The 17,550-nt window shown below is 65.4% G+C and carries 19 protein-coding genes; 8 read left to right on the top strand and 11 right to left on the bottom strand.

Translation table 11 applies throughout. The features are described from left to right. Positions 1 to 29 precede the first annotated feature (29 nt). On the bottom strand, positions 30 to 1,367 hold the full coding sequence (locus tag L0U83_RS14595) for a heterodisulfide reductase-related iron-sulfur binding cluster (protein WP_233884058.1): 1,338 nt from the start codon (positions 1,365 to 1,367) through the stop codon (positions 30 to 32). Between the two features lie 133 nt (positions 1,368 to 1,500). Continuing rightward, complete coding sequence (locus L0U83_RS14590; RefSeq protein ID WP_224013186.1) at positions 1,501 to 1,923, bottom strand: rubrerythrin family protein; 423 nt, start codon at positions 1,921 to 1,923, stop codon at positions 1,501 to 1,503. Positions 1,924 to 2,230: 307 nt separating this feature from the next. Between L0U83_RS14590 and L0U83_RS14585 the strand changes: the two genes are divergently transcribed. Both L0U83_RS14585 and L0U83_RS14580 read left to right on the top strand, forming a co-directional pair. Beyond that, entirely contained in the window at positions 2,231 to 2,590 is a 360-nt protein-coding gene (locus tag L0U83_RS14585) for a DUF3564 domain-containing protein (RefSeq protein ID WP_042268533.1), read from the top strand. Between the two features lie 232 nt (positions 2,591 to 2,822). Further along, positions 2,823 to 3,611: a DNA/RNA non-specific endonuclease gene (locus L0U83_RS14580; RefSeq protein WP_233884056.1), complete on the top strand. Its 789-nt coding sequence runs from the start codon at positions 2,823 to 2,825 to the stop codon at positions 3,609 to 3,611. A 32-nt stretch (positions 3,612 to 3,643) separates the two neighbouring features. Here the strand turns inward: L0U83_RS14580 and L0U83_RS14575 are convergent, their stop codons facing one another. Continuing rightward, entirely contained in the window at positions 3,644 to 4,234 is a 591-nt protein-coding gene (locus L0U83_RS14575; RefSeq protein WP_233884052.1) for a BPSL1445 family SYLF domain-containing lipoprotein, read from the bottom strand. 22 nt (positions 4,235 to 4,256) lie between these two features. Continuing rightward, positions 4,257 to 5,177, bottom strand: a complete 921-nt coding sequence (locus L0U83_RS14570) for a M23 family metallopeptidase (protein WP_233884051.1) — start codon at positions 5,175 to 5,177, stop codon at positions 4,257 to 4,259. Between the two features lie 384 nt (positions 5,178 to 5,561). On the opposite strand from L0U83_RS14570, the gene L0U83_RS14565 reads away from it, so the two are divergent. Continuing rightward, a complete protein-coding gene (locus L0U83_RS14565) occupies positions 5,562 to 5,822 on the top strand; it encodes a hypothetical protein (RefSeq protein WP_233886519.1) in 261 nt (86 codons plus the stop codon). 22 nt (positions 5,823 to 5,844) lie between these two features. Here L0U83_RS14565 and L0U83_RS14560 read toward each other — a convergent pair whose 3' ends face one another. From L0U83_RS14560 to L0U83_RS14550, 3 genes are all read right to left on the bottom strand, one after another. Then, complete coding sequence (locus L0U83_RS14560) at positions 5,845 to 7,086, bottom strand: dienelactone hydrolase family protein (RefSeq protein WP_233884050.1); 1,242 nt, start codon at positions 7,084 to 7,086, stop codon at positions 5,845 to 5,847. A gap of 79 nt (positions 7,087 to 7,165) precedes the next feature. Continuing rightward, positions 7,166 to 7,807 (bottom strand): HAD family hydrolase, encoded by a 642-nt coding sequence (locus tag L0U83_RS14555; RefSeq protein ID WP_233884047.1) that lies wholly within the window; start codon positions 7,805 to 7,807, stop codon positions 7,166 to 7,168. A gap of 178 nt (positions 7,808 to 7,985) precedes the next feature. Next, the gene (locus L0U83_RS14550; RefSeq protein ID WP_233884045.1) at positions 7,986 to 8,714 is read right to left on the bottom strand and encodes a Crp/Fnr family transcriptional regulator; all 729 of its coding nucleotides are present in this window, start codon (positions 8,712 to 8,714) and stop codon (positions 7,986 to 7,988) included. A 125-nt stretch (positions 8,715 to 8,839) separates the two neighbouring features. Between L0U83_RS14550 and L0U83_RS14545 the strand changes: the two genes are divergently transcribed. After that, a complete protein-coding gene (locus tag L0U83_RS14545; RefSeq protein ID WP_233884044.1) occupies positions 8,840 to 9,379 on the top strand; it encodes an Mpo1 family 2-hydroxy fatty acid dioxygenase in 540 nt (179 codons plus the stop codon). A 19-nt stretch (positions 9,380 to 9,398) separates the two neighbouring features. Here the strand turns inward: L0U83_RS14545 and rarD are convergent, their stop codons facing one another. Next, entirely contained in the window at positions 9,399 to 10,292 is an 894-nt protein-coding gene (gene rarD, locus L0U83_RS14540) for an EamA family transporter RarD (protein WP_233884041.1), read from the bottom strand. Between the two features lie 464 nt (positions 10,293 to 10,756). On the opposite strand from rarD, the gene egtD reads away from it, so the two are divergent. Continuing rightward, on the top strand, positions 10,757 to 11,761 hold the full coding sequence (gene egtD / locus L0U83_RS14535) for an L-histidine N(alpha)-methyltransferase (RefSeq protein WP_308445042.1): 1,005 nt from the start codon (positions 10,757 to 10,759) through the stop codon (positions 11,759 to 11,761). Between the two features lie 66 nt (positions 11,762 to 11,827). Here the strand turns inward: egtD and L0U83_RS14530 are convergent, their stop codons facing one another. After that, positions 11,828 to 12,124: an acylphosphatase gene (locus L0U83_RS14530; RefSeq protein ID WP_233884037.1), complete on the bottom strand. Its 297-nt coding sequence runs from the start codon at positions 12,122 to 12,124 to the stop codon at positions 11,828 to 11,830. Positions 12,125 to 12,258: 134 nt separating this feature from the next. On the opposite strand from L0U83_RS14530, the gene hpnA reads away from it, so the two are divergent. After that, positions 12,259 to 13,281 (top strand): hopanoid-associated sugar epimerase, encoded by a 1,023-nt coding sequence (gene hpnA, locus L0U83_RS14525; RefSeq protein WP_233884035.1) that lies wholly within the window; start codon positions 12,259 to 12,261, stop codon positions 13,279 to 13,281. Positions 13,282 to 13,401: 120 nt separating this feature from the next. Continuing rightward, positions 13,402 to 14,052: a hypothetical protein gene (locus L0U83_RS14520; protein WP_233884033.1), complete on the top strand. Its 651-nt coding sequence runs from the start codon at positions 13,402 to 13,404 to the stop codon at positions 14,050 to 14,052. A gap of 79 nt (positions 14,053 to 14,131) precedes the next feature. On the opposite strand, the gene L0U83_RS14515 is transcribed toward L0U83_RS14520, so the two are convergent. Together L0U83_RS14515 and hpnC are read right to left on the bottom strand one after the other, a co-directional pair. After that, on the bottom strand, positions 14,132 to 15,310 hold the full coding sequence (locus tag L0U83_RS14515) for a glycosyltransferase (RefSeq protein WP_233884030.1): 1,179 nt from the start codon (positions 15,308 to 15,310) through the stop codon (positions 14,132 to 14,134). Continuing rightward, on the bottom strand, positions 15,307 to 16,176 hold the full coding sequence (gene hpnC / locus L0U83_RS14510; protein ID WP_233884027.1) for a squalene synthase HpnC: 870 nt from the start codon (positions 16,174 to 16,176) through the stop codon (positions 15,307 to 15,309). The genes L0U83_RS14515 and hpnC overlap by 4 nt, the downstream gene beginning before the upstream one ends. Positions 16,177 to 16,596: 420 nt before the next feature. On the opposite strand from hpnC, the gene ispH reads away from it, so the two are divergent. Further along, positions 16,597 to 17,541, top strand: a complete 945-nt coding sequence (gene ispH, locus L0U83_RS14505) for a 4-hydroxy-3-methylbut-2-enyl diphosphate reductase (RefSeq protein ID WP_158760806.1) — start codon at positions 16,597 to 16,599, stop codon at positions 17,539 to 17,541. The last annotated feature ends 9 nt before the right edge of the window (positions 17,542 to 17,550 follow it).

Raw genomic sequence — 17,550 nt, 5'->3', positions numbered from 1 at the left:
TCGTGAATGTTGCGTGTTGGCGTCGGGGCCTAAATGCCATAGGCGCGGCGCAGCAGGGTAATGGGGTGAGCGAGCGGCGGCTCGCCTAGCTGGTTCTCCTCGATGCCCTGCGCAATGTGATGGCCCGCAAGCTGGCAATCGGACGAGATGAAGTTCGGCTCGGCCTGGCCCATCTGCTTGAACACGGGCGTGCCGATCTTCATCGACATGGCGTGGAATTCCTTCTTCACGCCAAACGTGCCCGCATGGCCCGAACAGCGCTCGACCACGGTCACTTTCGTTTCGGGCACGAGCGAAAGCAGGTCGAAGGTCTTGCGGCCGATGTTCTGCACGCGCGCATGACACGGCACGTGATACGACACGTTGCCAAGCGGCGCGCGGAAATCGGTCTTGAGCAGCCCGTCGCGATGACGCGCCACGAGATACTCGAACGGGTCCCAGAACGCGTCGCTCACAGCTTTCGTGTTGGCGTCGTCGGGGAACATCAGCGGCAGTTCGTGCTTGTACATGAGCACACAGCTCGGCACCGCGCCGATCAGCGCGTAACCCTCGCGCGCGTAACGCGCAAGCATGGGCATGTTCTGCGACTGCTTGTGCGCCACGCCCTCCAGATTGCCCTGCTCGAGCAGCGGCATGCCGCAGCACCATTCGCTCTTCACCAGTTCGTAGGGAATCTCGTTGTGGTCGAGCACCGCGAGCAGATCGTGGCCAATGCCGGGCTCGTTGAAATTCACGTAGCAGGTCGCGTAAATGGCAACCTTGCCCGGCGTGCGCTCGCCGTCGCGCACCTCGCTCGATGCGGCGCGTTTCGCAACGTTACGAAACTTATGCGTCGCGAAGTCGGGGAGCCACGCTTTGCGATCGACGCCCAGCATGTCTTCCATCGCGCCGCGCATCGCCTTCGTGTGGTTGATCGCGTTGACCGTTTGCGTGACGACGGGAATGCCTGCGATCTGGCCTAGCGCGTCGGTATTCGAAAGCACGCGGTCGCGAAACTTTACGTCGCCCTTGCGATAGTGAACCGCTTTGGCCCGCAGCATGAGATGCGGAAAGTCCACATTCCACGGATGCGGCGGCACATAGGGGCACTTCGTCATGTAGCAGAGATCGCACAGATAGCACTGGTCGACGACCTTGTCGAAAGACGCCTTGTCGACGTCGTGCGCTTCGCCGCTATCGGTTTCATCGACGAGATCGAAGAGCGCGGGAAACGCGCCGCACAACGACACGCAGCGCCGGCAGCCCGCACAGATATCGAACACGCGCGCGAGTTCCGTATCGAGCTTGGCCTGGTCGTAAAAAGCGTCGGAGCGCCAGTCGAGCGGATGGCGTGTGGGCGCTTCGAGACTGCCTTCCTTGTGGGGCATGACGTCTCCTTCTTTTATTTATCAGCCAAATACGCGGCTAAACGAGCGCGCGCGTACGCGCGCCGGAGCTTGCCCGGCACGCGAAACAAAAAGCGCGCGTCATGGACGCGTGCCGGGAAGCACGCGGCGATGCTCAGTCCGCCAGAACCTCCAGCGCCTTCGTATAACGGTTGGCGTGGCTGCGCTCGGCCTTGGCGAGCGTCTCGAACCAGTTCGCGATCTCGTCGAAGCCTTCGTCGCGCGCGACCTTGGCCATGCCGGGATACATGTCGGTGTATTCGTGCGTTTCGCCCGCAATCGCTGCTTGCAGATTCAGGCGCGAACTGCCGAACGGCAGCCCGGTTGCCGGGTCGCCTACCGCTTCCAGATATTCGAGGTGACCGTGCGCGTGGCCGGTTTCGCCTTCGGCGGTCGAGCGAAACAGCGCCGCGACATCATTTTGTCCTTCTACGTCGGCCTTGGCTGCGAAATACAGATAACGGCGGTTGGCCTGTGATTCGCCGGCAAATGCATCCTTGAGGTTCTGTTCCGTCTTCGAGCCCTTTAGCTGTGCCATCTGTGCCTCCATCGTTCGACCTGATATGTGGGGACGCGACGCAGTTCGCCTTCGTGCAATGCAGCATGCGCGGGCGACTTCGCCGCACTATCAATCTAGGCTGTGGCGTTTGCGTTCCCAATTGTGAATTTCAATCCCCGCGATAGCGTAGGCGGGTTTACGCGGGCACGACACTGCATAAACGGGGCCGGTCCAGGCACGCGCGGTGCGCGCGACGATCTGTCCTGCACTCTTCACTTTGCGCGCGCGCGGAGTCGTCCTAGACTTTTAAATTGCCGACGCCCCCGATCAATTTTGCGGAGATGCCATGCGACTTACGATCCTGATCAACGGTTCCGATCCGACCGTCAATCACGACTATGCAGTGCTCTGGCTCGACACCGACCAGCAACGCTGGTCCCGCGAGTCTCACGAAGGGATCGACCTGCCAGAATGGGGTGAATTACGCGACGTGAATGGTGTCACGTCGTTATGCGCGCCGCTCGAAAACGAGCCGCTGTGCACGCTACGCGGTCTGCATGTGAACCGCCGCCAGGAAATCAGTTCCGCACACGGCGACGCGACATGGTCGTGTGAAACCTCGCATTCGCCGATGGAAGGCCAATGGCGGCTCCAGGCCGTGGACCGCCAGATGGTCCGCGCCGAGCATTCGCTTTTTGCGGGCTGAGTTGTCGTTAATGACGTAGTCGATTGAATGCAGGCGGCATCATTTGCCGCCTCGCTCCTCGCGCAGCAACGCAACGCTGCCGCGCTCATTGCATCTGCTTGTGCATCATTTCTCGCTTGCGCCCGCCCATCCGCGGGCGCGCGTTTTTTTGCGCCGCGCTTTCCTCCCGCCTGCATGCGCCCGCTATACTTTCAGCCCGCTTGATCCCACCCCAGTCCAGCCAGTCCCCTCGATGAAGAAGCTGTTCGCCTCACTGATTTCCTCCCTGCTGCTCGCCGCCGCCAGCCATGCTTACGCCGCGCCTGCCTGTTCGCAGTTCGTACCCAACGGCCAGTTTCCGACGCTCACGAATCAACGCATGGCGCCCAAAACGCGCATGCTTTGCTACTCGGATTTCGTCGTGCTGCATTCGGGCGTTACGCACGGTCCGCTGTGGTCCGCCGAGCATCTCACGCGCGATCACCTCGAAGCCGCCAAGGACATGACGCGCACGAACCGCTTTTTCGAAGACGACCGTCTGCCCGAAGGTGAAGGCGCGACACTCGCCGACTACAAGCGCAGCGGTTTCGACCGGGGCCACATGAGCCCGGCAGGCAACCGCTGGAATGCACAGGCGATGGCGGAATCGTTTTCACTCGCCAACATCGTTCCGCAGAATCGCGAGAACAACCAGCGCCTCTGGGCGCACATCGAAACCGCCGTACGCAAGCTCGCATCGAAGTATGGCGACGCGTATGTCGTGACCGGCCCGCTCTTCACGGGCGCACAGCTGCAGACCATTGGCGCGACGCGCGTGCTCGTCCCGACGCAGATCTTCAAGGTCGTGTACGTGCCTTCGCAGCAGCTCGCGTTCGCCATCGTCGCCGACAATACGGCTGTCGATCGCTATGACGTACGCTCGGTGCGCGATCTCGAAGCGCAGAGCGGCATTGCGTTCCCGGGCATTCCGGCGGATGTGGCGGCCAAGGAAAAGGTCTCGTTCAACGGCCGCGGGTTTGCGGTGAGCAAATGGGGCTGGTAGGCGGCTAAGGCGGCAGCGGCGCGTTTGAAGCGCTAGATATCGAGCCGCGAGACTTTCGAGCCCTCCAGCGAAACGCCCGCCATGAGGCCGCCGTTCGTCAACACGAAGGCTTCGATGGGGTTCACCGCCGTCGAGGTATCGATTTTGCCGTTGGCGCCCATTTTTACGAGCGCGACGGTGGCGTCCGCGCCCGCTCTCCATCCGCTGCTGCGCTTGAAGCGGTCGAGAGAGGAGCGCGTCATGAACGCATAAACGATGGCGCGCGACTGCGCGCCGATCTGGGCGCCGAACGAGCCGCCCATCGTCGAGAAGTAGCCGAGCGTGCGGCCCTCCACGCGCAGCGCGCCGCGTCCATATTCGGCGCCGATCACGAAACCCGCGCCCACGACTTCCGGAAACACGAGCACGCCACGCGCTTTGGCAATGAGTTCGCGCGCGCCCGGCACGGTGCGATAAAGGCGTGCGAGAGTTTCATCGACACCCGTGTCGATCTCGCGGCGCGCAACGGCATTCTCCGTGGCGGGATCGGCATCGACGGAACTGGAGGTCGTCGTGCAGCCCGCGCTCGCCGCGAGCCACCCGGCAATGGCCAGCGAGCCAGCGAGAAATTCCCTTCTCTTCATCTTGATTCGGTATCCTTCGTAATTATTGGGGCGCCTTTGGCAACCAGGCGAGCGGATCGGTAGGTTTGCCGTTCTCGCGCACCTCGAACATGAGGGCGGAGATGCCGGCGCCATCCGTGCCGCTCACGGCAATCGCCTGGCCCTGCTTCACCGCGTCGCCCTCCTTCACGAGCAGCCTGGCGTTGCGGCCGTAGGCCGTGACCAGACGCACGTCGTGCTTCACGATGACGAGCTTGCCGTACGCCTTCATGCCACTCCCGGCATAGACCACGCGGCCCGATGCTGCTGCTTTCACCTGTTGGTCGGGCGGCCCAGCGATCACCACACCCTTCGATTTGCCCTTGAAGGGCTGCGCAACGCTGCCCTCGATCGGCCAGATGAAACGGGCGTTGCTGCGCGTGGCGGCGGATTTCGGTGTGGCGGCGGGTGGCGCGCTCGCTGCGGTGGCCGTTGCGGTTGCGGGCGTGGTTGCCGCCTTGGCCGATTGCGCGGCGGAAGGCTTCGCAGTCGTACTCACCGGCGCGGTGGCGGTGGCGGTGGCGGCCGCGGGCGGCGCGACTCGCAAGAGTTGCCCTACCTGGACCTTTCCGTCGGCGGGCAGCTTGTTCCAGCTCACGAGGTCGGCGGGGCGCTGGCCTGAGGCTTTCGCAATGCGATAGAGCGTGTCGCCGGACTTCACGCGATAAAAGCCGGACGGGCTGGTCCCGGCCGCGGCACCACTGGCGGGCAACGCCGAAGCGGCAACGGCCGGAGGCGGCACGGCGGTCGTCGTGACGCCGGTGTCCGCGGCCGTCCCGGCCTCGTCGCTTTGCGCGGTACGCCACGGCGTGATCGTGCAACCGCTCAATGTGAATTCAAGCGTGATGGCCAACGCGAACGTCGCGCCGACCGCGATGCGCAAGGCCTCGGCGCGTCGCGTGGCCCCTCGATGCTGGCCGCGCATCGTCAGGCCTGCGGATCGGCGTTGTCCGCCGTGTCCGCTCCCGCGTTTTCAGATACCTTATCCAGAATTCCCATCGATGACTCCTTGCTCGCACTGAGGCAGATCGGCCGCGCCTGCGCGCGGGTGCGTCATCATCGTTGGTTTGCCTGCGGATGCCGTGGTTTAGCGCGAGCGAGTTGACCTGAATCAGCGCGTGCGGCGTGCCTGCGCGTGGCTTTGACATCGACGTGACAAGTCCGCCTCATATTTAGGCAGAAAAGACGAAGCGGCAGACAGGAATCGACGAAGAGAATTGAAGGTGGGGGCTCGGCTTCCTATAATTCGGCCCGCCACATCGCGCCACTACCCGGGCGCGCCCCCGTCATGCAGAAGGAGGATCAAACGGTGTTCGACTCATACGCAAACGACAACGACGTGCTCAACGTACAAGGCGACGCACTCACGCTCACGAACGGCACGACGCGCGTGACGCTCGCCGGCACGCTCGAGTTCACGCGCGACAAGCGCGGCCTCGCCGCCGCACTGGCGCTGAAGGCGGCGCTCGACGACGTCGTGAAGAAACTGCAGGCCGACCCGCACCTGCCCGCTAAGGTCGCCGACGAGCCGGACCAGAAGCCCGGCGTCGTCGACAATCCGTTCAATTGACCACGCTTAGGCGAAGCACGCGCTAGAACGGTTTGCCTTCGCTCTCGCGCCAGGCGCGCGCCATGAGCGTGTTCGAGGGCAGCGTTTCGTCGAGCAGCTTCTTCGCGCTTTGCGCGCCCGCGATCGGCAGGCCGGTGGGATCGATCGCGCCGATCTGCACGAGCACCGAAGCCTGGTCCCAGTAGATGTGCTCGTTATAGAGCTTGTTGCCGCGAAAGCAGATCACAGCAAGCATCGGCACTTCGAAGTATTTGCCCGTGGGCGCGAGGCCCGGCAGCAGCCAGTCGATTTCGCGGTCGTGCGTGCAGCAGAAGATGAACTCGTCCACCACGCGGTCCGAGCCAATCGTGCGGGAGATCGGGATCAGGCGCGTGTCCTCCGGGTTCGAATGCACGAAGTGGTGCGTGTAGAAGCGCTTGAGTTCGTCGTGGCCCACACCGCCCGTCATCGTGGGAATGTGGTTGACGTAGGGCTGCGCGACCATCGTCGGCATCACGTCGCTCGGGTTGCGCGCGACGAACTCGTGGTAACAGTGCTCTTCCCACAGCGCGTTGAAGTCGTAGATCGGGCCGAGCACGCGGCGCAGCATGGCGAGCGTGCGCGAGTACGCCATCATCGTGGCCGGCTTGTCGTACGTCGAGCGCGAAGACGAAGCGAACGCGTGATCGCAGCCCGGGTACGTATACAGCTCGACGCCAGGCTTGCCCGCCAGCGCCTGCGTGATGCGCTCGCGCGTCGCGGCGTCGCAATGGGCGTCGTCGGCGCCGAAATGCAGCATGAGCGGGCACGTGATGCGCGCGGCTTCGTCCAGATTGTTTTCGAGGCCCACGGCGTAATAGCCGATCGCGCAATCGACATCGGTGCGCGTGGCGCTCAGGTACGCGAGCTTGCCGCCGAGGCAAAAACCCACCACGCCGACCTTGCCGCGATGCTGCGCATGCGCGCGCAACGCGGCGAGCGTTTGCGCCACGTCCTGCATCGCGAGGTCGACGTCGAAGCGCTCATAGAGCGAGAACGCCTTTTGCGCGTCGGCGCCCTCGTAGCCGAGATCGACGTTCGGCTCCAGACGCCAGAACAGGTCCGGCACCATCACGACGTAGCCTTCTTCGGCGTAGCGGTCGGCAAGCGCGCGCATGTAGCCGTTGACGCCGAAGATCTCCTGCAGCAGCACGAGGCCAGGGCCGCTACCCTCGGGCGGCAGCGCCGTGTAGGCGCGAAATTCGCCGCCGTCGTGCGACTTCACCTGGGTCCATTGTCCGTTCATCGGTGTGTCTCCTCCGTTCGTCCTGGTTAGTTGCGCTAGGTTAGCGTCGATCTCGCGCCGGCGCAGCGCGACGGGCAGTTCACGCCGCGCCGAAGCCGCCAGCCGCCGCAAGCGGCGGCAACGCCGACTCGCCGCGTATCCACGCGTACTGCGCAAGCTCGGCCATTTCCTTGTCGCCGCGGCTGTCGCCATAAGCGTAGAGCGTGGCGGGTGCATCCTTCCCCCACCATGCGCGCAGCCGTGCGACCTTCTCCGGGCCCCAGCAGTTATTGCCCGCTAGATGCCCCGTGTACACGCCGTCGCGCCATTCGAGTTCGCTCGACAGCACGGTGCCGATGCCGATCGACTTGGCCCACATCCGCAGATAGATCGACGGTGACGCGCTCACGAGCACGACCTCGTGCCCGAGCGCCTGGTGCTCAGCCACGCGCGCGAGCATCTCGGGGCGCAGCAGCGCGGGCAGACGCCGCTCGACGAAGCGCTGCGCAGCGGCTTCGAGCACCTCGCGCCGCACCGGCCCCATGGCGGCGTACAGGAAGCGCGCCTTGGTCGGCCCGCGCGGCGACCAGCCGAGCGGCACGCCGATGAGCCCGGGCAGGCAGCGCAGCGCGGCGGCAGCGAAGCTAGCGGGGCCGGCGGCGTCGAGCATGAAGGCGCGAAAGCTGTCGGACGTGGTGATGGTGCCATCAAAGTCGAATGCGGCGACGACGCGGTCGTTCATGAAGCGATCTAAGCCATGCGAGGAAGGGAAAGGCGACGCGCCTGGGCGCGCCGAACGGGCGTCATTGTCGGCGCAAACGCGATGTGGCGGCAAACGCAGCGCAAGCGCCGTTTACGATATTGACGTAATTCATCAACGTGTATCGATATGGACTTGCATTGACGCAGATACGTTGGCGTCACCGCGCTTGTGTCGCCAGACCCGCGGCATCGACGATCTCGATTTCGCCGTAGCGCAACACGAGCAAGCCCTCGCGCTCGAACTGGCGCAGGATCTGGTTCACCGTTTGCCGAGAGAGCGCGAGCATCAGCGCGAGGTCCTCCTGCGGCACGTTGATCACGACGCGCGAGTGCGACGCGCCGTGCGTGGCGGCGGCCTCCCCGTACTCGTTCGAGAGCAGCAGCAAACGGCGCGCCACGCGCGCGGAAGCGCCGAGCAGCGCGCTTTCCTCGATGGCGTCGAACGCTAGCCGCAGCTTTTGCGCGAGCAGCAGTCCAAACGCGTGCCAGTACGCAGGCGTGGCGTCGAGCAGCGCCACGAGCGCCGCGCGCGGCACGTGAAAGAGCGTGGCGTCGCGCTCGGCGTAGGCGTCGTGCGTGCGCGCGCCGCCGTCGAAGAGCGCGATCTCGCCGAACCAGTGCGCAGGCCCGACCACGGCGAGCAGCGCCTCGCGGCCTGCCACGCTCGCCGCCCCCACGCGCACCGAGCCTTCCAGCACGCAGTAGAGGCCGTCGTCGGCGTCGCCGCGCATGAAGAGGCGCTCGCCCGCCTTAAGCGTGCGCACGCGCCCCGCTGCGCGCAGCGCGGCGCGTAACGGTTCGGGCGCGCCGCGAAACCACGCGCTGCGTTCGAGCGCGGCGGCGGACGGTGAACTGGCTGTGGCTGGCGAGGAGGAACGTGAGGTCATCGGGGCTCGGCAAGCAGGCGAGGCGAGCCAGGCGGCCCGCACAAAGCGGCGCAATTGTCGGCTAGCCGAAGGTTTGCGCTCGTGAGCCCGACGATCATAATGATTTTGGAGACAGAGAGACACCCATGAGAAACCTGACCGAGCAACTCACCCAGTACGCGGCTTATCACCGCGACGCGCGCAACATCGGCACCCATTTCGTCGGCATTCCGCTCATCGTGCTCGCGCTTGCGGTGCTGCTTTCGCGTCCTGCGATCGCGCTCTGGCTGCCGGTTCCGGTGTCGCCTGCGTGGCTGCTGTTCGGCGCCTCGACGATTTACTACCTCGTGCTGGACGTGCCGCTCGGCCTCATGATGGCGGTCGTCAGCGCCGCGTGCGTGGCGTTCGGCGCGTGGCTCGCGCAGCAAGGCACCGCCGCGTGGCTCGCCGGCGGCGTGGGGCTGTTCGTGGTCGGCTGGATCTTCCAGTTCGTCGGGCACATTGCGTGGGAGCATCGCAAACCGGCCTTCGTCGACGATCTCATCGGCCTCTTGATCGGCCCGCTTTTCGTGCTCGCCGAAGCGCTGTTCAGCATCGGCTGGCGACCCCAGCTGCGTGCGGCTATCGAGGCAAAGGTGGGACCGACGCGCATCAATCCACCGCGCGCTCAGGAAGCGCGGCAGTAGCAGCGCCGTTGAAAGACCCTCAGCGTTCGAACCGGATGAGCCGCGCCGCGTGGACCGCCGTGAGCGCGACGGCGAGCCAGATCGGCACGTAAGTCCCGAGCTGGCGCATGCCGAGATGCTCGCCCAGCAGTGTTACCGAAACGATCACGAGGAGCACCGGCTCGACATAGCCGAGGATGCCGAAGAGCGCCATCGGCAGCAGCCGGCTCGCCTTCAGGTACGACGCGAGCGCGACCGTGCTGAGCACGCCGAGCCCGGGCAGCAGCACGAAGGCGAGAAACTTGTGCGCGTCGAGCAGCGCGAGCGAGCCGCCCGCGCGCACTTCGATCAGCGCCACCGGCACGAGCAGCAGCATCTCCACGGCAAAGGTGACGAGCGAATCCGCGTGAATCTTGCGGCGCAGCACGAAATACGGCGGATAGCCAAACGCGACGAGCAGCGTGGGCCAGGAGAACGCGTGCGTAGCCCATAGCTCGTGTGCCACGCCCACGGCGGCGCACGCCACGGCGAGCCATTGCAGCGGTTCGAGGCGCTCGTGATAGTAAAAGCGCCCCACCAGAACCATGATGAGCGGCAACAGGAAGTAGCCGAGCGACACCTCCAGCATGCGTCCGTGCAGCGGCGCCCACAGAAACACCCACAGTTGCGAGCCCAGCAGCGCGGCGCTCGCCACCAGTGCGAGCGCGGTGCGCGGCTCACGCGACATGCGGGCGACGAGCGCGCGCAACTGCGGCGCGCGCTTGCGCAGCACCAGCAGGGCCAGCGCGCCGGGCGCGGTCCAGATCACGCGCCACGCAAAAATGTCGAGGCCGCCGAGCGGCGCGAGCAGGAGCGTGTAGGCCGACATCAGCGCGAACAACGCTGAAGCGCCCACGGAGAGCGCAATGCCGCGCCTGGGTTCGTACTGGTTCATCGGGACGCGCGGGGACAAAAAGCGAAAACGCAGAGATCGCAAGCGGCGCGGCGCGTTAATTCCACGCGCGCGGGTAAAGACGTTGTCATTTGAATTGGCTATTGAATAAGGCGTGGGCGGGCGTTGCCATCGGCGAGACCGCATTCTAGTCGCGTTTTGACGCCGGCAGGCGGCGCAAACCCATGCCAGACAAGGCGGGCACATGCCGTGCGCGCTTGCTGGCCAGGTGCAGGCCGATCAATTTAGTCCGGCAGATCACGCAACGATGGACTAGAACGTAAGTCTCGCCACGCCAGCCCGCGTCGCCTTAACCGGTTGGAATTCGCGGCTGCAATTCGCTTCGGCGAGCGAGATTTCACCGGGGCCGCTGGAGCCGCGCCTCGCTTGTCCCGGAGCGCCACGCTTTCGCCGGCCGCCGCGATTCACGACGCCGTCCCCAACGTCCAACGCCCCCTGGAGCCCGCATGCCACTTTCTGCGCCCCGCCCCGCCGTTGCCGACCCCGCCCGCGCATTCGCCCTTTCCCCCGCCGCCAGCACGTTCGCCGCCGAGGTGCGCGCGGGATTGATGCGCTCGCCGCAAAAGGAATTGCCGTCGAAATATTTGTATGACGAAGTCGGCTCGGCCCTCTTCGAGGTCATCACCGTGCTGCCTGAATACGGCGTCACGCGCAGCGAGGAGCGTCTGCTCACGCGCTACGCGGGCGAGATCGTCGAGGCGCTGCCCGCCGACGTGAAGGTCGCCGAACTCGGCAGCGGCAGCGGCCGCAAGACGCGCCGCATTCTCGAAGCGTTGTGCCGCAAGCGCCCAACGTCGTACTACCCGATCGAGATCTCGCGTGCCGCCCTGCAGCTATGCCGTCGTGAGCTGGCCGATATCGAGCGCATTTCGATCGTCGGTTACGAGCGCGACTATCTCGCCGGTCTATCCGAGGTGAGCCGCCAGCGCAAAGAAGGCGAGCAACTGCTCGTGCTCTTTCTCGGCAGCACGATCGGCAACTTCGCGCGCCTTGCGGCCACGCGCTTCTTGCGCGACATCCGCGCGATGCTGCGCCCCGGCGACACGCTCCTGCTCGGCACCGACCTGGTAAAGCCCGTCGATACGCTGATCGCCGCCTACGACGACGCCATCGGCGCCACGGCCGCGTTCAACCTGAACCTGCTTGCGCGCATCAACCGCGAGCTGGACGCCGACTTCGACCTGCGCGACTTCGAGCACGTCGCGCGCTTCAATCCGGACGTGCGCAGCATCGAGATGCATCTGCGCGCGAAGCGCGATGTGCACGCCGAGGTGCGCGCGGCGAATCTCGCCGTCGAGATCGGTGCAGGCGAGACGATCTGGACCGAGAGCAGCCACAAGTACCACGCCGACGAAATCCCGGCGATCGCCGCCGACGCGGGTTTCGAATGCGCGCGTCAGTGGGTCGAAAAAGATTGGGGATTCGCGGAGAGCCTGCTCGCCGTGAAGTAAGCGGCGTCTGAAACGAAAAAGCGGTGCGCCAGTTGCCTGGCGCACCGCTTTTTTATCGGGCGATTTTCAGTGCTGCTCGAAGCGTTCGTAACGTTTTTCGGTCAAGCGCTCTTCGCTTTCCACTGAACTCACGCGTGCGGCCGGCGGCCCGTGGCGCAGCCACGAAAGCATGCGGTCCACCTGGTTCGCTGTGCCCTGGATCACGGCTTCGACCGAGCCGTCCTCCATGTTCGCGACGTAGCCGCGAATGCGCAGCGCGTGCGCCTGGCGCACCGTCGCGTGACGAAAACCCACGCCCTGCACCGTCCCGCGCACGCGCACGTAGTACGTTTCGAGGCGCGTATCCAGATCCGGTTCGCTCATTGTTCGTTTCTCCATGCATCCGTTACGGTCGGCATTGTAGACGCCAACACGCTCACGCGCCGGGTCCGCGCCACGTACAATCCGTGCCACGCCGCGCACGCGGCGCCGTCACTGAACATGGAAACGACCCCGCAATGACCGACACCTCCCGAGCCAACCGCGATCTCGTCCTGATCACCGGCGCGTCCGGCTTCGTCGGCTCGGCCGTCGCCCGCATCGCGCAGGAAAAGGGCTATGCCGTGCGCCTGCTGGTGCGCGCGACGAGCCCGCGCAAGAACCTCGAAGCGCTCGACGCCGAGATCGTCACCGGCGACATGCGCGACGCCGCCTCCATGCGCCGGGCGCTCGACGGCGTGCGCTACCTCTTCCACGTCGCCGCCGACTATCGCCTTTGGGCGCCCGATCCGCACGAAATCGAGCGGGCCAACCTCGAAGGCGCCGAAGCCACCATGCGCGCGGCGCTCGACGCGGGCGTAGAGCGCATCGTCTATACGAGCAGCGTGGCCACGCTCAAGGTCACGAGCTCGGGCAACTCCGCCGATGAAACCTCGCCGCTCACTCCCGAGCAGGCCATCGGCGTGTACAAGCGCAGCAAGGTGCTATCCGAGCGCGCCGTGGAGCGCATGATCGAGCGCGACGGCCTGCCCGCCGTGATCGTCAACCCCTCCACGCCGATCGGCCCGCGCGACGTGAAACCGACGCCCACGGGCCGCATCATCGTCGAAGCGGCAACGGGCAAGATCCCCGCCTTCGTCGACACCGGCCTGAACCTCGCGCACGTCGATGACGTGGCGAACGGCCACTTCCTCGCGCTGGAGCGCGGGCGCATTGGCGAGCGCTATATCCTCGGCGGGGAGAATTTGCCCCTGCAGCAGATGCTCACCGACATCGCCGGCATGGTGGGCCGCAAACCGCCTACGATCGCGCTGCCGCGCTGGCCGCTCTATCCGCTTGCGATGGGCGCGGAAGCCGTCGCGCGTTTCACGAAGCGCGAGCCGTTCGTGACCGTCGATGCACTCAAGATGTCGAAAAACAAGATGTATTTCACGTCGGCGAAGGCGGAGCGCGAGCTGGGTTATCGCGCGCGGCCGTATCGCGAGGGCTTGAAGGATGCGCTCGCCTGGTTCCGCGAAGCGGGATACCTCAATACAAAATGAGCGCGAAATGAGCCAAGCTGAGGAAACTGTTACAACTTTTCTTGCGACATGCGTACAACGCCTGAAGGGCAATGCGTGTGAGCTGCGGGTAGAATCGCGGGTCTTACCTGAGAAGCTCGCATGAATCTTCAAGACCAGATTGGCGTGCTCGAAGCGGGCGTCGATCAGCTCCTTCAGGCCGCCGCCGCCGCGCACGCACCGCGCGCCGATGAACGCGCCGCCGCAGTTCCCCAGCAGGAATCTCCCGTTGCAAGCAGCGAAGCGGAGGAAGCCGTCGCTGAGCAGCCGCAAACCGTTGCCGTCGATACGGCCGCGGATGCTACCTATGCTGCCAACGCCGGCGCGGCCGCAGAAACCGTTGAAGCCGCTGAAACTGCAATTGCAACCGTGACCGAAACCGCCGAAGCCATCGAACCCGCTGCCGAGGCGGCCAAGGCTGCGCCCGCGCAGCCCGAACTGCACGTTGCGCGCCCGTCGCAGAACGAGATCACGCTGACGATCGGCGGCCAGACGGTGACGCTCAACGCGCTGCAAGTCGGCCAGATGATCGAGGAGTTGTCGAACGCGCGCGCCTCGATGCAGCCCGAACCGCCGCCGGGCATTCCGCAAGGCTGGCGTTTCGCATCGACGAAGAATCCGATGATGGCCGTGCAGAAACAATCCAACGGCGACCGCCTGCTGGTGCTGCGCCACACGGGCCACGGGTGGGTGCCGTTCACGTTCTCGCCCGACATCGCTGTGCAGATGTACATGATGCTCACGCAGCGCTAACGCGCGCGCAGAGATCGATGAAACGAAAAAGCCGTCGAAACCGACGGCTTTTTCATTTGCTAGCCCTTTGTGCAGGCCCTTAGCGCCCCTGCACCGGCGCCTGCACGCGCGCCTTCCACTGTCCGCCCTTGCCCCGCCAGAAGCGCCAGGCCGAAGCGAACGTCGCTCCTACGTAGAACAGCGCAACGAGCGGCAGGAACGGCGCCCACAGCGGCGAGCGCCGGTAGTAGGCAAGCATCGGCGAGTAGGCGCAGCACATCAGCGCCCAGGCGATCCACGCGGGCCAGCCCTTCGGCCCGAGCACGAGCGCAACCACGGGCGGCGCGAGATAGATGATCGTCATGCCGAGCAGCGTGCCCGCGAGTTGCCACGCCGAGTAATGCAGCTGCGTGAACGCCGTGCGCGCGATCATGTTCCAGATGTCCTTCCACGAATCGTACGGGCGCAGCGACACGCTCTTCGCGGCAACGTCGAGCCGGATCGGATGATGCCCCTCGCCACGATGCTTGATCCGCGCGGCCAGGCTGCAGTCGTCGATCAGTTCGGCGCGGATCGACTCGATGCCGCCCGCCTCTTCGAGCGCCTCACGACGCACCAGCATGCAGCCGCCAGCCGCGGCCGCCGTGCGGTTCTTCGGGTTGTTGACCCACGAGAACGGGTAGAGCTTCGCGAAGAAGAACACGAACGCGGGGATCAGCGCCTTTTCCCAGAAGGAATCGCAGCGCAGCCGCACCATCAGCGAGACGAGGTCGCGGCCTTCGGCCTGCGCGCGCACCACGAGTTGCGCGAGCGCGTCGGGCGGATGGCCGATGTCGGCGTCGGTCAGAAGCAGGTAGTCCGCCGGCAGCTTGAGCGTACGCACGGCCTCGATGCCCTGCGACTGCGCCCAAACCTTGCCCGACCAGCCCGCCGGCAACGGCTTGGCCGTAATCACGCTGAGCTTTTCCGGGCACTGCAGCGCGAGCGCGGCGGCGCGGGCGGCTTCGGCGGTGCCATCGGTGCTGTGGTCGTCGATCACGATCACGTGAAACTCGCCGCCGTAGTCCTGCTGGAGCAGCGAGCTGACGGCCTCGCCGATCGCGTCGGCCTCGTTGCGCGCCGGCACCACCGCGCACGCCGCAGGCCAGCCGGCCGCGGGCTCGACGATCGGCAGCGGTGCGGCCGGGCGGGCGCGCCAGAAACCGCCGCGCCCGAACATCAGCACGAGCCAGATCAGCAGCGAGAGACAGGAGACGGCAAACAGGATAGTCGTAGTCATGCGTTGTTACTCTCGATCGAAGGTGCGTTCACGCCCACGCGGCGCGACAGCCACATGGCCGCCGTGCGCAGGAGCACCACGGCCCAGTCGGGGGCGCGCAGCGCAGGCCGCGCGCGGAACACATCGTAGCCGCCGCGCTCGATGATTTCGAGCACGCGCAGTCCGCCATGCACGACGCTGCACAACTCAAGACCGAAGCGCCCTGGCACGCGCAGCGCGAGCGGCGCGCCGCTCACCATCAGCGCCCGGGCGCGCGCCACTTCGTGCGCCATCAGCGCGCGCCAGGCGTCGTCCACCTTGCCGGCGGCAATCTGCGCTTCGGTCACGCCAAAGCGCTCCCGGTCGGCTAGCGGCAGGTAAATGCGGCCGCGCGCAAAGTCGGCGCTCACGTCCTGCAAGAAGGTGACGAGCTGCAAGGCGGTGCAGATCGCGTCGGAATCGGCGAGATTTTCGGGCGTCGCTTCGTGGATCAGATGCAGCATCAGATGGCCGACCGGGTTCGCCGAGCGCCGGCAAAAATCCAGCAGCTCGAAGCGGTCGGCATAACGTGTCGTGTCGATATCCTGATCGAACGCGGCGACGAGATCGTAAAACGGCGCGAGCGGCAGGCGGCACTCGCGCACCACCTCCGCGAGCTTCGCGAACAGCATGGGATGGACGCGCGCCGGGCGGCCTTCGGCCACCGCGTTCAGGCCTTCGCGAAAATCGGCGAGGCGCATGTGGCGCTCTTCGGGGCTCCAGTCGCCTTCGTCTGCGATGTCGTCGAGCGTGCGCGCAACGTGGTAGATCACGCCGACAGGCGCGCGCAGCGCCTTCGGCAGCAGTACGCGTGCTACCGGAAAATCGTCGTAGTGGTCGGGTTCCATCAAGGCGTCCAGAATGGGGTCGTATCCCCGGGCGCCATCCAGGCAGCCCGCAGGACGCGATATTTTAAGGGTTCCCGGGGTATGTTGCACCGCGCAACGCCGGGACGCCGGCTTCGGGCGTCGTCCTTTGCGGCGTGCGCGACGCGCTTGCGCAGGCCATGACGCATACTGCAGAAGCGCTGCGTAGCAGGCTTTTCCGGAAAAAATAGACGCGGCCCGGGCGCCACCGTCGCGTGCACGCAGCACCCGCGAGTGCTCCGCACAGCAAACGAAAGGCGAAGGGGTTAAAATGCGCGTCTAGTTTTTACTCCGTCACCCCTTTGGCGGATTTTTGCACCCTTAATAATTAGACAGCCGCCGGCGATCAGGTCATTTTTACCGATTCGCTCGCCTACTGCGGCAGTCGGAGTTCGCCACCCTATGCGAGTGATCCTTGCCCAACCCCGCGGCTTTTGCGCGGGGGTTGTCCGCGCTATCGAAATCGTCGATCGCGCACTGCAGAAGCACGGCGCGCCGGTCTACGTGCGCCATGAAATCGTCCACAACCGTCATGTGGTCGAGAACCTGCGCAACAAGGGCGCGCGTTTCGTGGAGGAACTCGACGAAGTGCCGGAAGGCGCCGTGGCGATTTTCAGCGCCCACGGCGTGGCCAAGACCGTGGAACGCGCCGCCGAGGAACGCGACCTCGACGTGCTCGACGCCACCTGCCCGCTCGTCACGAAGGTTCATGTGCAGGGCCGCCAGTACGTCGCGGCGGGCCGCACGCTGATCCTGATCGGCCATGCCGGTCACCCTGAAGTGGAAGGCACGATCGGCCAGATTCCCGGCACCGTGTTGCTCGTGCAGAGCGAAGCCGATGTTTCGAAGCTCGATCTGCCGCTCGATGCACCGCTCGCGTACGTGACGCAAACCACCCTTTCGGTGGACGACACGCGCGGCATCATCGACGCGCTGCTCGCGCGGTTCTCCGACATCGTCGGGCCGGACACGCGCGACATCTGCTACGCGACGCAGAACCGGCAGGCCGCGGTGCGCGAATTGTCTGATCAGGTGGACGTTCTGCTCGTGGTAGGCGCAACGAACAGTTCGAACTCGAATCGTCTGCGCGAAATCGGCAGCGAAACGGGTGTGCCGAGCTATCTCGTGGCCGACGGCTCGGAAGTGAAGTCCGAGTGGTTCGCCAACGTGCAAACGGTCGGCATCACGGCCGGCGCATCGGCGCCTGAAGAAATGGTTGAGAACGTCATTGACGCGCTTCGCGCGTTAGGGCCTGTCGAGGTGTCGACGATGGCGGGCCGTGAAGAAAAAGTCGAATTCAAGCTGCCGTCGAAGCTCTTGCAACCGCTCGTCGCACGCGAAGTTTAAGGAGGACAC

The sequence above is a fragment of the Paraburkholderia flagellata genome, assembly GCF_021390645.1.
Lineage (GTDB): Bacteria > Pseudomonadota > Gammaproteobacteria > Burkholderiales > Burkholderiaceae > Paraburkholderia > Paraburkholderia flagellata.
Note: the sequence above shows the minus strand (reverse complement) of the source record. Positions and strands in the feature narration are given on the sequence as shown.

Bases quoted from the DNA above. Each gene is read 5' to 3' on its own strand.
- L0U83_RS14550 (WP_233884045.1), bottom strand. From the start codon at position 8,714: ATGACCTCACGTTCCTCCTCGCCAGCCACAGCCAGTTCACCGTCCGCC.
- L0U83_RS14560 (WP_233884050.1), bottom strand. From the start codon at position 7,086: ATGAACGGACAATGGACCCAGGTGAAGTCGCACGACGGCGGCGAATTT.
- L0U83_RS14520 (WP_233884033.1), top strand. From the start codon at position 13,402: ATGAATCTTCAAGACCAGATTGGCGTGCTCGAAGCGGGCGTCGATCAG.
- L0U83_RS14555 (WP_233884047.1), bottom strand. From the start codon at position 7,807: ATGAACGACCGCGTCGTCGCCGCATTCGACTTTGATGGCACCATCACC.
- rarD (WP_233884041.1), bottom strand. From the start codon at position 10,292: ATGAACCAGTACGAACCCAGGCGCGGCATTGCGCTCTCCGTGGGCGCT.
- L0U83_RS14515 (WP_233884030.1), bottom strand. From the start codon at position 15,310: ATGACTACGACTATCCTGTTTGCCGTCTCCTGTCTCTCGCTGCTGATC.
- L0U83_RS14530 (WP_233884037.1), bottom strand. From the start codon at position 12,124: ATGAGCGAACCGGATCTGGATACGCGCCTCGAAACGTACTACGTGCGC.
- egtD (WP_308445042.1), top strand. From the start codon at position 10,757: ATGCCACTTTCTGCGCCCCGCCCCGCCGTTGCCGACCCCGCCCGCGCA.
- L0U83_RS14590 (WP_224013186.1), bottom strand. From the start codon at position 1,923: ATGGCACAGCTAAAGGGCTCGAAGACGGAACAGAACCTCAAGGATGCA.
- L0U83_RS14595 (WP_233884058.1), bottom strand. From the start codon at position 1,367: ATGCCCCACAAGGAAGGCAGTCTCGAAGCGCCCACACGCCATCCGCTC.
- L0U83_RS14570 (WP_233884051.1), bottom strand. From the start codon at position 5,177: ATGCGCGGCCAGCATCGAGGGGCCACGCGACGCGCCGAGGCCTTGCGC.
- L0U83_RS14545 (WP_233884044.1), top strand. From the start codon at position 8,840: ATGAGAAACCTGACCGAGCAACTCACCCAGTACGCGGCTTATCACCGC.
- hpnA (WP_233884035.1), top strand. From the start codon at position 12,259: ATGACCGACACCTCCCGAGCCAACCGCGATCTCGTCCTGATCACCGGC.
- L0U83_RS14580 (WP_233884056.1), top strand. From the start codon at position 2,823: ATGAAGAAGCTGTTCGCCTCACTGATTTCCTCCCTGCTGCTCGCCGCC.
- hpnC (WP_233884027.1), bottom strand. From the start codon at position 16,176: ATGGAACCCGACCACTACGACGATTTTCCGGTAGCACGCGTACTGCTG.
- L0U83_RS14575 (WP_233884052.1), bottom strand. From the start codon at position 4,234: ATGAAGAGAAGGGAATTTCTCGCTGGCTCGCTGGCCATTGCCGGGTGG.
- ispH (WP_158760806.1), top strand. From the start codon at position 16,597: ATGCGAGTGATCCTTGCCCAACCCCGCGGCTTTTGCGCGGGGGTTGTC.
- L0U83_RS14585 (WP_042268533.1), top strand. From the start codon at position 2,231: ATGCGACTTACGATCCTGATCAACGGTTCCGATCCGACCGTCAATCAC.